Below are 14455 nucleotides of genomic sequence, written 5' to 3'. Positions count from 1 at the left end.
TAACCCCGCAGCAGATGGGCGATCGTTTCTCAAGACGATTTGTCTTGAGGTAAATGAGCCTGTCAGCAATCAGAAAGAATTGAGGTCCTTCCGGTCGTCCTCAATTCCGGCCGGCTTGGAAGGGGCCTGCTCTGTCTTGTGCCTCTCCTTGTAGTCGGTATAGCTGTGCATGAGCCAGCCGATGATGATCCCCGCAGCCAGAACAAAGAAGATGAGAATCGATCGGGCAAGGGTGAAGGACCAGAGGAGAAACTGGATCTCGACCACGGCGACATTCTGCACCCCGAACAACACCGCGAGACCGATAAGGGTCAGGATAAAAATAAGTTTAAAATTCATACTCGCTCCCTGATTGTAGAAATTGATGATCGCATCCGGGGTTGCCTGCGAAAATTCCTTACCGACCTCAATTATACTGTAAAACTCTGGTGCAGGTCCGGAATAAGGACCGCTTCAAAACCAAGCTCCGACTTCAGAGATCCGGCAAAGGCCTCGGCCGACTCCACCTCACCATGGACCACAAAGGTCTGCTGCGGCTTTTTCTTCATCGCGCCCGCCCAGGCGAGCAATCCTTCACGGTCGGCGTGGCCGCTGAAGCCGGTGACCACTTCCACTTTGGCATTTACCTGATATTCCTCACCGAAGATTCTGACCTCCTTTTCCCCATCGACAATTCTTCTGCCCAGAGTGTTGGGCGATTGCCAGCCGGTGACCAGGATCGTGTTTTTCGGGTCGCTGATCCGGGCTTTCAGATGATGGAGAATTCGCCCTCCTTCCATCATGCCGCTCGCGCTGATCACAATCGCGGGTTTATCAGAAGCGCTCAGTTCCCTCGATTCTTCGGTCGATGAAACATAATTCAGGGTTTCGAAACCGAAGGGATTGTTGCCCTGGTCCTGGAGCATGAATCCACGAATCTCCTCATCATACACCTCCGGATGGAGCCGGAAAATCTCGGTTGTCCTGGTGGCCATGGGGCTGTCCACATAGACCGGTATTTTAGGAATCTCACCCTTTTCATAGAGTTTGTGAAGCGCATAGACAATCTGCTGGGTCCGGCCCACCGCAAAAGCCGGGATCAGGAGGAAGCCCCCCCGGTCAACGGTTTCATTGACGATCCTTTTCAGCTCCTTTTCCGACTCGGGATAAGGCGGGTGCGACCTGTCGCCGTAGGTGCTTTCGATAATCAGCACATCCGCGCCATCCGTGATAGGATCAGGATCGCGGATGATCGGGATCCCGGGACGGCCGATATCGCCGCTGAATACCACCCGGCAGGGCTTGCCGGTCTCATTGTCCTGGATATCGAGGATCACATGGGCGCTGCCGAGCATATGGCCGGCGTCCACCAGGGTCAGTTCGATCCCCGGGAAGATCTGCCGTTTGCGGTTATAATTCATGCCGATGAAGTTCTGCATGGTGGAAACCACATCCTCCTTGGTGTAGAGGGGCTCGAAAAGATTCTGCCCCGCTTTGGCCCGTTTGCGGTTGACGTATTCAACATCCTTTTCCTGGAGAAAGGCGCTGTCCATCAGCATCACCGCGCAGAGGTCCCGGGTGGCCGAAGTGCAGATGATGTCACCTTTAAACCCGTTCTTGACCCGGCAGGGGATGTTGCCCGAGTGGTCGATATGGGCGTGGGAGAGGATGATCGCGTCAAGATCCTTGCCGTCACACGGCCCCTGCCGGTTCAGCTCAAAGGCCTCTTTCCGTTTGCCCTGAAAGAGACCGCAGTCGAGCAGGATGCGATAGCCGTTAACCTCGATAAGATGCTGTGATCCGGTGACGGTCTTCGCCGCCCCGTGAAAGGTGATTTTCATTGCGACCCCTGGCTTGATTTAATAAGTTTCGAAAAAACCTGCGCTGCGCAGACTATTACTTTTATTGATTTCGGGCAAGTCTGCACATCCAAAGTTGGGAAAAATCAGAATGCCATGCCGAGGCTGAAATGAAAGACCCATTCATCCTCGGCCCAGATCTCTTCAGGATCGGGATTGTACGCGATATCGATCCTGATCGGGCCAACCGGCAAAAGATACTGAAAGCCGATACCAATACCGAACTTGAATTCGCTGAAGAAATCCGCCAGGGTATCATCCAGCAGATCCGAGCGGTTGGTATACGAGGTGTAATCCTTTCCCTGCAGGGAGCGATTCGGCGAGACATTACCGCCATCCACATACAAGGTTGCGGCAAAATTACGATACACCCTCTTCCGCAGCTCAATGGAAGCGACATTGTTTCCCAGGCCGCCGAGCGGCTCACTGTTTTCATCCTTCGGCCCCAGCTGGGAATGTTTGTAACTCCTGACCGTGCTGTCTCCGCCGTTGAAAAATCGCTCGCTGATCGGAATAAAGGACTGGCTGCCAAGTGGAATGATCAGCCCAGTGCTTGCCCGCAGGCCGAAAATGTACTCATTCGGCAGTTCCATAAAATGCCGGCCGCCCAGAGTGATGCGGCCAAACTCAATCTGGCTGCCGAAGGCGGGCAATGAAAGATCAAGATTCCAGGCCAGCCTGGATCCTTTGCCCGGAAAAAAGATATCGTCCCGGGTATCTCTGACCGCCTGAATGCCGACCGTTCCTTTATTGTAATCCTCCCCTTCTCTCTGGATGACCGTGTCATCCGACAGATCATAAAGCTGGATTATCTTGTACTGGTAACCGGTGGCAAGAGTGAGGCTTTCACTGAATTTCCTGGAAAAGAAGAGCGACAGACCTTTTTCCTCGGAGGTGTAGGAAGGTTCCTCCCTTCGCTCGTAATAGAGAGGAACATTCATGGCGATATCCGACTGCAGAAGCCACGGATCGGTGTAGCTCGCAGTAAGATTCCCCCCCTTGGTGGAAACAAGGCCTTCGACCCTCCCGTTTTTACCGGTGCCGAAGAGGTTCTTCTCAGAGGCCCCGACCCCGAGACGCAACTCCTCATAAGAGCCCCAGCCCGGTTCAAGATATACTTCCCGGGTCGGCAGCTCCTCAACCGTCACCAGCAGATTTTTCCCGCCGTCCTCTTGCCGGGGAGTGCGCTCGATGTTGATTCCCGCAAAAAGCCCTGATTCGAAAAGCCCCCTGAAGCTCTCCCTGCGTTTGGCCTCGGAATAGATATCACCGGCTTTCAGCTTCACCCTGTCCCGAATGAAAGAGTCCCTTGTTCCGGCGTTCCCCTGGATGACCACCTCTGAAATCCTCGCCTTTTCACCACTTGCTATCTCCGCCGCCAGAGTGATCCTGCCGGGATTCGCAAAAGGCACGGCGGTTACTTCAAACCCTGCATCGGCATAGCCGATCGCGTCATAGACAGCCTCAAGGCTCGTGCGCAGCAAGAGCTTGCGCCGGACATAATAGGTCTTGCCGGTGAACTCTTTTTTTATCGTCTCTAGTTCCGGGGCCAGTTCCGGGATGAGATCTCCGCGCAGCACAACCTCAGCAATGTAATATTTTGCCCCTTCTTCAATTTCAATGGTGGCAATCACTCCTGATCGATCTGCCGTAAAGGCAAGCTCCGGAGCATTCACCACCGCATCAACATATCCTTCCCCCCGGTAATACTCCCGTATCCCGCTCAGCGCATCCCTGACCTCCGACTCATTATAAACCATCTTCATCTGCTTGCTCAGCGGCCCGGACAATTGCCGGAAAAAACCAAGGAGCCGACTTGACGGGATCTCCCTGTTGCCCCTGAAGTTTATTCTTTCAACAAATACCCTTGCCCCCTCTTCCACCCTGAAATCCACCTGAACGTGACCATCTTGCTGCTCATATGTATAATCAACAGCCGCAAAAGCAAATCCTGCCTGCAGATATGCCGAACGCATCTGGAAGGCCGCATCGTCAATATCCGCCTTCCGGTATCCTCTCTCGCGGAACTTCTGCAGTTCAGCGGCCGCCGATTTCAAAAGCTCTTTTTGGGAAAAATAGGCGTTTCCGCTGACCCCCAGGGTATACGGCGGCAGCTCCTGTTGGCCCGGAGTCCCGTCGAAAAACCCGGTCGCGCCGGACTCCTGGTCCGGGGAAAGCAAAAGAGAGCCCTCCGTTTCCGGCGGCAAACAAAAAAACATGCTGCAGACCAACACCACGGCTATCCGAAAAAACACCCGGTTATTCAAAGCGAAAAACCATTTTAAACCCATAGTTGTAGGCATCATATTTGTCTTTTTCGCCGGACAGATAATATATCTTCCCCGTGCCGGCTTCCTGCTTCGTCAACCTGAAAGTCGATTCCACCGTCTGCTCCCCACTCTTGGTAACGTCCCTGCCGAAATCAAGCTCAAAACGGTCGAGAATCGATTCATCCCCGTTCCCGTTTTCGCCCTCCAGCCATTTATTGAGAAAGTCCCTGCCCAGATAGACCATGACATTTCTTGTCCCCTTGCTTCCGACCACCCCGGCGCCTTCCTGCCTGGGAGGTTGACCGGTCAGGAGGAGGATGAGCAGGTCATCATTGGGCAGCGCGGGGCTGGAACTGAGAGTAATCACCGGGTCGTCAATGGCCCCCCTGGTCACAACGTTGATATCATAGCCCAGGAGTTTCGACTGGCCCAGGATGTCGAGTTGCGGCCGGTCCGGATCTTCTTCGGGGAAACGGACAAGTCCGGACTTGATCTGCAGCCTGCCGGAGGGAAGGATGATCCTTGAGGGGTCGATATACACCTTGCCGACCAGAAACGGCAGCTCCCCCGTGCCTTTTAATGAAAGTTCGGGCCGCAGGACACCGCGGATCACGTTGTTTCGTATTTTAAACGGTTCTATGGTGGTAATTTTTATATCAAACACCGCATCTTTCAGCGGCGGATCGGGAAATGAAAAGAGAAAGCCCCCGCCTTCCGAAACCGGTACTGCCGCAGAACCGATCTTGCCAAGAAAATCGATATTCCTCGTATAATAGCCACCGGTAAGCCCGGTCGTCCCTTTGATGACAAGTTTCTCCAACGGGCCTGAGACATCCAGATCAACATCTCCGCGCATCCCCATGTCGTTGTTGCGGAAGAGGAGAATATTTTTGCCTCCGCCATGCAGGCGGACCGTAACCGTTTCCTCCCCTCTTTCGAGATTGCCGGCGAGGCTGACCAGAGAACCGCCCACTTCCGCCTGCATCCGGTGAATGTTGATCGATTGCTCATCAAAATCACCCTGCAGATTGATTGCCGAGAGCATCGGGAAATTAAACTGATGGCTTGCTTCACCATTCTGCAACGAGAAGGAGCCTTTCATGGCGGGCCCGGCAACCGGACCGGCCACATGGATTTCACCCTGCAGATCACCTTCAAGACGACGAAGCCAGGGCATTTTTTTGCGAAGAATATTCAAGTCTTTCAGTTTAACCGAAGCCTCCGCTGCCACCTCGCCCTTTAACCCCGTCCACCCCTGCTGCAGAAATTCCTTCAAGATAATACCATGCTGCCAGGAACCTGTTCCCCGTACCGTGTAGTCGTCAGATTCGAGCGAAGCGGACTTCAGGACAATGGCATCGTCTTGCGCTGTCAATTCACAAACCAGATTCATCGGTGAGTCCACAAGCTCTTTCAGTGCTATAGGAGGCTCAACTCCTTCGGCTTTAAGAAGCACCCTGCCGACCGGTTTGTCCCATGATCCCGAAAGATCCAGGTCAAGGGCGAGACTCCCTTTGCCTATGCCCAAAGGCTCAAGAAATACAGAGATGTCCTCCAGGGCCGGAAAATCAACGTGCCCAAGCAAAGTGACTTCACCATCAGGAAACGGCTTTTCTCCCAGCGGATCATAGGGCAGATGGCCGGTTAAGGTGAGCCGGTTCCTTTCATGGGATTCCCAGGTAAATTCTGAGATTTCAAGACCCCGGGATGAATAGCGCAGTTCGAATTTCCCGGAGAGCGGAAAGGGGACGCCTGTCGTCCCTGCCTTGTCAACTGTTCCGTCAAGATGTACTTGCGGGTTTTGGCGCGACCCGGTGAAACGCACATTCAGATCTGCGCCGTGAAAAAAGATGCGGCGATCAAGAAAATTTTCCAGCCATCCGACACTGTTAAGATTTCGCACCGAGAGTTCTGCCGCCATCTCTCCTCCCGGATCCTTCGTCATACCCAAGCTGAGATCGCCCTGCCCATCAACCAGGAAGGCTCCCTGCCCTGAAAACCCTTCCGGATGCCAGTTCCCGGAAAATGGAGGCTGAAGGCTGATTCTGCCGGAGTTGTTTTCCTGTGAAAAATCGGTGAGGGCAACCCGGACCTCTTTCAGACTGCCGAATTTTTTCTGAAAAAGAAAAATCTCCCCCTGAAGAGCCAGGGAACCAAGCGCCCTTTCCCCAAACTCCAGATTTTCACCGGCAAGTTTTACAACTCCATGCACCGCCCCCAGAGTGCCTTTTATTTCCACGTCACCTGCCACCTGTCCGGAAACGGGAATCTCGCCGAATCGCCTGACCAGTAACCCAAGGTCGCCACTTGCAAACTTTCCGGAAAGATCGACTCGGTGCGACTCCAGATCGTCCATGGATTTCGGAATACCGATCTCGCCACGAAGATCGGTGACGCTGAGATCGGATGCCACAACCGTCACATCTTCAAAATAGAGAGCCCGGTTCTCCAGTTTGCCGCGCAACGACAACACATCCTTACTGAACGTTTCCGGGGCAGCTTCATCCCAGATCCCGAATAGTTTCAGAAGCTCTTCAATATCAGCAATTTCGCCTGCGAATTCCCCCCGACTCTCCGCTACAGTTGCAAGCACCGTTTTCGACGACACCCCGGACAACGGGATGAACACATTGTTGCAGGTGAGGCGGTGGTCAGGAGACAAAACCCTTGCCTCTTCAAGATGGAGAGTCCCGTTCTCCAGTTTGCCGTGAAACGACAACACATCCGGCCTGAACATTTTCGGGACCGCTTCCTCCCCGAGGCCGAATAGTTTCAGCAACCCCTCAGGATCAGCAATTTCTCCTGCAAACTCCCCCCGACTCTCCGCTACAATTGCAAGCACCGTTTTCGACGACACCCCGGACAACGGGACGAACACATTTTCAATGGAGACACGATTGGCGCGAGTTTCAGCTTCCGCCTTTGAAATTCTTAAAGCCCCGGCAGCAAAATTGCCGGCGGCAGTGATGGTTTTGATATCCACGCCGTTGTAACGGCCATGCTGGAACGCCAGGTCAAAAGTCCCGGCACGGTCCGCCTGCGAGCGGAAGCTATAGTCAAGCTCCGCCTCACCCCGAATCTTGCCGGAAATATCCCAACCGGTGCCACCCAATCGTTTCTGCAGTTCTCCAAGATCAAAACTCTCTGTGGTGATCTGCGTTTTTAAAAACCCGTTTTCAATTGTCCCCCTTGCACTCAGCTTGCTTTCGGCAAAGAGGAGATCGGCGGCAAACCCCTGGCCATTCCGCCCCAGGGCTACCCATCCGGATGCTCCGACTTTCTGCTCTGCAAGGTCAAGAGAGTCAATGATCAGTTTCTCCTCGGCAGAGCGCAGCCTGGCCGTGAATCCTGTTTCAATCTTCGTTTCCTCATCCTGGACAACGCTGAGTTCCCCGACCTCTATCAATAGCTCATGGGTTTTATCACCGGGGCGGAAAGCGGCATTCATTGCTTTTAATTCGACCGCCCAGCCGGTATCGGTCAGCAGCACGGAGCCATTGCGCAACTCCAGCCCGGGAAGGACCTCCGGAACAGTGATTTGCAGTGATTGGTCAGATGTTTGCTCCGGGGTACTTGCGCCCCTGAAATCATACATGCCTTCAGGGTCTTCCACCGAACAGTCAAGACCTCGGATAAAGGGCTCAAAACCTTCACGCAAATCCCACAGATCATAGCGGCATTGAATCGCCCGGGCTGTAAAATGATAGGTCTGCGGCTGCCCTTTTTGCGGTTTGACGGAAATGTTTTCCATTCTTGTTTCAGAAAACAGATTGCCGCTGATCGAACCGATATCCAGCGCAACCCCACCCCTCCCGGCAGCGAGCCTCGCAACATTTTTCATGACCGCATACACCAGAGGCTCCCTGATCAGGTACAGGAGAGAAAGGAGCAGCGAGAAGAAGATGAGCAGAGAGCCTGCCCATCGGAAAAATTTTGTCATATAGTTCAGATATTTAAGCCCCACACGGCGAGCAACATGGAATCTCCGCATGAAAGGCTCCTTTCGTCAAATTCGCTCACGGCCTCCGCAGTGAGCAGAGGAAAACACTTTGCTCTTCTCCTGTTCATCGCATCATTAAACACCATAAGGCTTCATTGACCAAGGGATGGGGTTATAATACAATACTATTGTTTTCAGTAATTCTCCTCTTCGCTGAGACAATCATTTCCAGTCAACTGTAAGGATTCATTCAGCCCGAGACCACCGATAAAGAACAGAAATATCAACAAAAAACAGATACCGAATCGAAACAAACTGAATTCAAGCCATCGCCGTTCTCTTTACAGTAAAAAAGGCCTTCGAAATGTACCACCGGGGAAAAACAAAAATTACAGATTTTCTTGGCTCACTTTCCGAAACAGGGATTGTCACTTTCTGTCTTTCCCTGGTTTTTCTGATCGGCGTCGGAGATTATCTTGCAGGCCCGGAACTCTCCTCGTCCATATTCTACGTCGTCCCTCTGGCCATCGGCACCTGGTACGGCAACAAACGCCTGGGAGTCATTATCGCCCTTCTTTCCGCCGTCGCCTGGCTGATGACCGACACTCTTTCCGGGAGGGTCTATTCACACCCCCTGATCCTGTACTGGAACGGTTCTGTACGTCTGGGCCTGTTCCTGATTATCGGCCTGCTGTTTTCCGGTTATCGTACTCAATTGACCATCGAGGAAACCCTCGCCCACACCGACGTTTTAACCGGTGTTTGCAACAGAAGGGCCTTTTATGAGAAGATCGAACGTGAAATTGATCGATCTCAACGTTTCGGGCATCCTTTCACCCTGGCCTACATTGATCTCGACAATTTCAAACAGGTCAATGACACCCTGGGCCATCACATCGGAGATGCCCTGTTGAAAAAGGTGGCGCAGCTCATGGAGGGCAACACCAGAAAAACCGACGTGATCACGAGGCTCGGTGGCGACGAGTTTGCCGTGCTGATGGTTGAAACCGGGTACAAGGCCGCCGAAGATGCCATGGAAAAGCTGCAGACCCGTCTGCTCGCCGCCATGAAACAGAAGGGGTGGCCGGTCACCTTCAGCATCGGCATGGTGACCTGCGAGAAACCTCCCGGAAGCATGCAGGAAGTAATGAGTCTTGCCGACAACCTGATGTACTCGGTCAAGAAGAGCGGCAAAAACCGGATCGCCCGGATGAAGATGGCATAAAGTATGTATTCAGTTTTTCGCACCTTCAAGAACAGGTAACAGGCTATGAACTTCGACAATTTCTTTCACCCTCGAACCATGGCCGTGATCGGGGTCTCCACCTCGAACGACCTGCATCCGGCAAATGTCGTATACGGGAAAAACCTGCTCCGCTACCCGGTCAAGGTGTTTCCGGTCAACCCGAAAGGGGGAACCCTGCTCAGTCAGAAGGTCTACCGGAAGATCACCGATATTGAAGAGGAGCTGGACCTGGCGATTATTGCGGTCCGGGCCGATCTGGTGCCGGCAACGGTCCGGGAGTGTGCTGCCGCCGGAGTCAAGGGGGCGATCGTCATCTCGGGAGGTTTTGCCGAGGCGGGGCGCAATGACCTGCAGGAGGAGATGCTTGCCGAGGCCGAAAAGGGGAATCTTCCGGTCATCGGCCCGAACTGCCTCGGGATTTTCACCCCGGCCCACGTCGACACCTTTTTTCTCCCCTCCGAACGGACCGTGCAGCCGGGATCAGGCAATGTCGGCATCGTGAGCCAGAGCGGCGGAATCCTGGTGGACCTTCTGGTCAAATTCGCCGACGAAGGGATCGGTCTCAGCTCGGCGGTCAGTATCGGCAACAAGGCCATGATTCGCGAACTCTCCCTCCTTGATCATTTCATTCACGACCCGCTGACCGGGGTGATCGTTTTTTATATCGAAGGATTTAGAGAAAATGAAGGAAGAGAATTCGTCATCGCCGCTAAAAACAGTCCGAAACCGGTGGTTGTTTTAAAGTCGGGCAAGACTGCCGGAGGCGTCCGGGCGGTATCGAGCCATACCGCTTCACTGGCCGGAGATTATCATGTGTTCAAAAGTGTACTGGAGCAGCATGGGGTCTATGTGGCGGCAAACGAACTGGAGCTGACCAGCTACTGCGAGGCCCTCAGCTGCTATGAGAAACCGGCGGGAGGGAGAATCGGCATTGTTTCCGGCAGCGGCGGACACGGGGCGCTGGCCGTTGACAGTTGTGCCGCTTACGGACTCTCCGCCGAGGAATTTCCCATCCCGCTTCAGGAGGATCTGCGCAGGGTGCTCTCCGACAGCATCAAGGGAATCGCCTCGGTCGCAAACCCGATTGACCTCACCGGCAGCGCCCTGGAGCATGACTTCGAGGCAACGGTTGAAACCCTGAGCAAAAGCGATCAGATCGACTGCATCCTGTTGCTGCTGTTGCCCTATCTCCCGGGGATCTCCTCCGATCTCGGCGCCAGGATCAGCATGATCTACCGCCGGGAGGGAAAACCCCTGATCGCCTATGTGCCCCATGTGGAAAAATTCCGGATGCTCATCGAAGGGTTTGAGCTGAACAGAGTGCCGGTCGCCTCCTCCATCGAAAGTGCGGTGATGATGGCAAAAGCCTTAACGGGGAAAAGAAATGGATAAATCGACAATTCTTACAATGCTCGACTCGGCCCGCAAGTATGGTTGGGTTCTGGAACCCCAGGCAAAGGAAATCTGCCGGATTGGCGGCCTGTCGGTCCCCCGGTTCATCGTGGCGGAAAAAATTGAGGACTGCACCCCTGCGGCAGAAACTCTCGGCTTCCCTCTCGCCGCGAAGGTGGTCTCTCCGGAGATTGTCCACAAGACCGAGCATCAGGGCGTTGCCGTCAATATTAACGATCTGGAAAAACTCCGGCAGGTGTTCACCACTTTTTCACGGCTCCCCGGTTTTCTGGGGGTTCTGCTGGAAAAAATGTCGACCGGGGTGGAGCTTATTCTCGGCGCCCAGAACGACCCTCAATTCGGCCCGGTTGTGCTGCTCGGGATCGGCGGCACTTCCGTCGAAATCTACAAAGACACCACCATCGCCATGGCCCCGCTCGACAAATCAGATGGAGAGAAAATGATCTCAGGGCTCAAAGGTCGAAAACTTCTTGAAGGATATCGCGGCACCCCGGCAGTGGACCGTGAGGCCCTGGTTGCAACGATTGAGAGATTTTCCCGGTTGAGCATGGCGCTTGCCGACCATTTTGCGTCGATTGACATCAACCCCCTCTTCTGCTCAAGTGAAGGGTGCAACGTTGCGGACGCGCGAATCATATTAAAGTGATATGGTCGCAGGAGCGGCCATGCATCAAATAAGGAGGATAAAGGGCTCATCATGAACAGTTTGAATCTACAGGAATTACTGGCCGGCCAGGGACCAAAATCCCTTGCCCTTATTTTAATAACTGTCGGCGGCTTGACCCTTTACTTAGTGTTCAGCCGCTTTTTTTCACTGCTGCACAAGCGCGAAGCCATTTCGGAATCTCTGGCCCAGGTATTCAGGAAGATCGTGAAAATCCTGATCTTTGTCATGGTCGTCCTCTTCTCCCTGCAGCTTTTCGGGGTGAAGGTGTCATCAATCATCACCTCGCTTCTTACCATCGCAGCAATGATTGCCGTCGGGTTTATTGCCGTGTGGAGCGTGTTCAGCAATTTTCTCTGCTCCCTACTGGTTATTCTCTTCACCCCTTACAGGATCGGTGATGAAATTGAAATCACCGAAGTGGTGGGCGGCACAGGTCTTCGCGGCAAGGTGGTCGATTTCAATATCATGTACACCTCGATCCTTGAAAGCGGTGACCTGCCGGATGAGGAAAAAGCACTGATCCGCATTCCCAACAACATCTTTTTCCAGAAGGCGATTAAACGCTGGAAGGGAGAGGAGAGAAAGAGCATTGAAAAACACCTGCTGGACAAATCCTTAACAAAAAGCTGAAAGGAGAGCATACCAATCAGGACCGGGCACTCAAAAAAAACAAATCCAGGCCGGATTCCCGGCTCTTTCCTCTGGATCGGAGTTATCAGTCAATGCCGAATATAAAAGCCAGTGAAGCCCCAGGCAGAGCAGTAAAAAACAATTTCGGCACTTTCGGAGGCGTTTTCACTCCTTCGATCCTGACAATCCTAGGCGTGATCATGTTCATGCGCGCCAACTTCGTGGTCGGAGAAGCGGGAATCATCGGCGCCGTCATCATCCTGATGATCGCCAAGTCAATCACCCTGGCCACCTCCCTGTCCATTGCCGCTGTCAGCACAAACTTACAGGTGCGCGGTGGCGGTCTTTATTATCTGATCTCAAGATCTCTTGGTATTGAGTTCGGCGGGGCAATCGGCATCGCCCTTTTCTTTGCCCTCGCTCTTTCCGTGCCCTTCTATATTCTGGGGTTTGCCGAAGCACTGGTCATTTCCTACCCGAAAGTCGCGCCTTATTTTCTGGTTATCTGTCTCACAACCGCCACCACACTCTTTCTGATTGCCTATTACGGTGCAGGCCTGGCCCTCAAGACCCAGTTTGTGATCATGTGCATTCTCTTTCTGTCGATAGTCTCCTTTCTCGGCGGCGGCATTCTCGGCTTTTCCACGGAACGCTTTATCACCAATCTTGCCCCTGGTTATTCTTTTGCGGGTGCCATACCCTCTACCGGTATCCCATACAGTTTCTGGGGCATCTTTGCCCTTTACTTCCCGGCCGTTACCGGAATTGCCGCAGGGGTCAATATGAGCGGCGACCTTAAAGACCCCGGCACCAGCATCCCCCGGGGCACACTGGCGGCGGTGAGCGTCGGCTTTGCAATTTATCTGGCCCAGATTCTCGTCAGTGGCGGTGCCTGGGAGCGGGCCGATCTCATCAGCAACCCCTTCGGGCTGCTCAAGGAAAACGCTCTGTTCGGCTTCTCCGGGATTGTTGTGGCCGGCGTTGTTGCCGCAACCCTTTCTTCCGCTCTGGGCAGCCTGCTCGGCGCGCCCCGAATTCTGCAGGCTGTTTCCCGTGACCGGATCATCAAGCTTCTTTTTTTCTTTGCTAAAGGAACAAAGAAGGGTGATGAACCAAGACGCGCGCTTCTCTTAACCTACGTCATCACCTTACTGGTTCTTTTCTGGGCCGGGAATGACTCCGGAGGCGCCGCCTTAAATGCAATTGCCGCAATCATCACCATGTTTTTTTTATACACCTACGGAATGATCAACCTGTCGGCCTTTATTGAGGATTTCGGCGACAACCCTTCATTCCGGCCGCGATTTCAATTCTATCACTGGGTAACCGCCTTGCTCGGCTCCCTTGCCTGTGTTGCCGTTTCCCTTCTCATTAACTGGGTTGCAGCCGTGGGTGCGATCCTCATTATCGTAATTTTTTTCTGGTACATCAGGACCAGAAAACTCATTGCCGCCTTTGGCGATGCCAGAAGAGGTTTTGTCTATAATGCTATTCGCAAGAACCTCCTGCGATTAAGCCGGATGCCGGAAGACAGCAAAAACTGGCGGCCGACCATGCTGGTTTTTTCGGGGAATCCAACCGTGCGCGAGCCCTTGGTGAAATATGCGACCTGGATCGCAGCGAAACGCGGGCTCGTCTATCTGGCGGACATCCTTGAGGGGGATTTTACCAAACTTGCTCCCAGAAGACCGGGTGTCCTGAAGCAGCTGGAAAAATTCTGCCAGGAGAAAGATATCGAGGCCTTTCCGTCGGTGGTGACGGCAAACACTGTGGAAGAAGGCGTCTCCATGCTCCTTCAGGCCACGGAAACCGGACCTATCCATCCCAATGTGGCGATATTCGGCTGGTCTTCGGAATATGGCAATTTATTAGGATATCTCCGCCAGCTCAGGATGGCTGCCGCCCTGGAAATGAACATCTTTCTTTTTTCAGTCAAAGGGTTGCCGCTTCCACAACGAAGAAAAAGAATAGATGTCTGGTGGCGGGGAAAGAAAAACGGCGGGATGATGCTTCTTGCCGCCCACCTGATTACCGAAAGCTGGGAATGGGAAGACACCGAAATCCGAATACTCCGGGTAGTTGAAAAGGAAGAAGGCAGAATCCCCGCCTCTGAAGCGCTGGCCGAGATCATCAACCTTTCCAGGGTCAAGGCTTACCCTCAGGTTATCGTCTGCGATAATCCTTTTGAAATTCCTTTCCGGGAATACTCCGCCGACGCCGATTGCATCTTCCTCGGCTTTGAACTCCCTGAAGAGGAAGACGAAAAAAAATGGCACGGCTTCTACCAGAAACTGCTCCATAAAATGCCGACCACCATCCTCGTGAATTCACAGCTCCACGAAATTGCCGAGGTCTGACCCGCCGCCACCTGCCCCTGCCGGAGTTTATGAAAATAAAAAAATCTCGGGCAACGGCACAATGTATGGCTCCTGAATGTTTTTCGCTGGCGCC

General features: G+C 53.4%; 9 protein-coding genes. 5 read left to right on the top strand and 4 right to left on the bottom strand.

The features are described from left to right. Nucleotides 1-69 precede the first annotated feature (69 nt). From KKG35_02310 to KKG35_02295, 4 genes are all read right to left on the bottom strand, one after another. Complete coding sequence (locus KKG35_02310; protein ID MBU1736951.1) at nt 70-339, bottom strand: LapA family protein; 270 nt, start codon at nt 337-339, stop codon at nt 70-72. A 71-nt stretch (nt 340-410) separates the two neighbouring features. Continuing rightward, nucleotides 411-1820, bottom strand: coding sequence for an MBL fold metallo-hydrolase (locus KKG35_02305; GenBank protein ID MBU1736950.1), 1410 nt, complete (start codon nt 1818-1820; stop codon nt 411-413). Between the two features lie 104 nt (nt 1821-1924). Further along, nucleotides 1925-4018, bottom strand: coding sequence for an outer membrane protein assembly factor BamA (bamA, locus tag KKG35_02300; GenBank protein ID MBU1736949.1), 2094 nt, complete (start codon nt 4016-4018; stop codon nt 1925-1927). A 79-nt stretch (nt 4019-4097) separates the two neighbouring features. Beyond that, nucleotides 4098-8099 (bottom strand): translocation/assembly module TamB, encoded by a 4002-nt coding sequence (locus KKG35_02295; protein MBU1736948.1) that lies wholly within the window; start codon nt 8097-8099, stop codon nt 4098-4100. A gap of 313 nt (nt 8100-8412) precedes the next feature. Here KKG35_02295 and KKG35_02290 point away from each other — a divergent pair, with 313 nt between their 5' ends. The 5 genes from KKG35_02290 to KKG35_02270 all read left to right on the top strand — a co-directional run bounded on the left by KKG35_02290 (nt 8413) and on the right by KKG35_02270 (nt 14361). Continuing rightward, complete coding sequence (locus KKG35_02290; protein MBU1736947.1) at nt 8413-9273, top strand: GGDEF domain-containing protein; 861 nt, start codon at nt 8413-8415, stop codon at nt 9271-9273. A 45-nt stretch (nt 9274-9318) separates the two neighbouring features. Further along, the gene (locus KKG35_02285; protein MBU1736946.1) at nt 9319-10686 is read left to right on the top strand and encodes a CoA-binding protein; all 1368 of its coding nucleotides are present in this window, start codon (nt 9319-9321) and stop codon (nt 10684-10686) included. After that, complete coding sequence (locus KKG35_02280; GenBank protein MBU1736945.1) at nt 10679-11353, top strand: acetate--CoA ligase family protein; 675 nt, start codon at nt 10679-10681, stop codon at nt 11351-11353. Before KKG35_02285 ends, KKG35_02280 begins: the two co-directional genes overlap by 8 nt. A gap of 51 nt (nt 11354-11404) precedes the next feature. Continuing rightward, the gene (locus KKG35_02275) at nt 11405-12004 is read left to right on the top strand and encodes a mechanosensitive ion channel family protein (protein MBU1736944.1); all 600 of its coding nucleotides are present in this window, start codon (nt 11405-11407) and stop codon (nt 12002-12004) included. A gap of 92 nt (nt 12005-12096) precedes the next feature. Continuing rightward, nucleotides 12097-14361 carry an amino acid permease gene (locus tag KKG35_02270; GenBank protein MBU1736943.1) on the top strand — a complete coding sequence of 755 codons (2265 nt, stop codon included), beginning with the start codon at nt 12097-12099 and terminating at the stop codon, nt 14359-14361. The last annotated feature ends 94 nt before the right edge of the window (nt 14362-14455 follow it).

The sequence above is a fragment of the Pseudomonadota bacterium genome, assembly GCA_018823285.1.
Classification (GTDB): Bacteria; Desulfobacterota; Desulfobulbia; order Desulfobulbales; family JAGXFP01; genus JAHJIQ01.
This window is presented reverse-complemented; position numbering and strand designations above follow the sequence as displayed.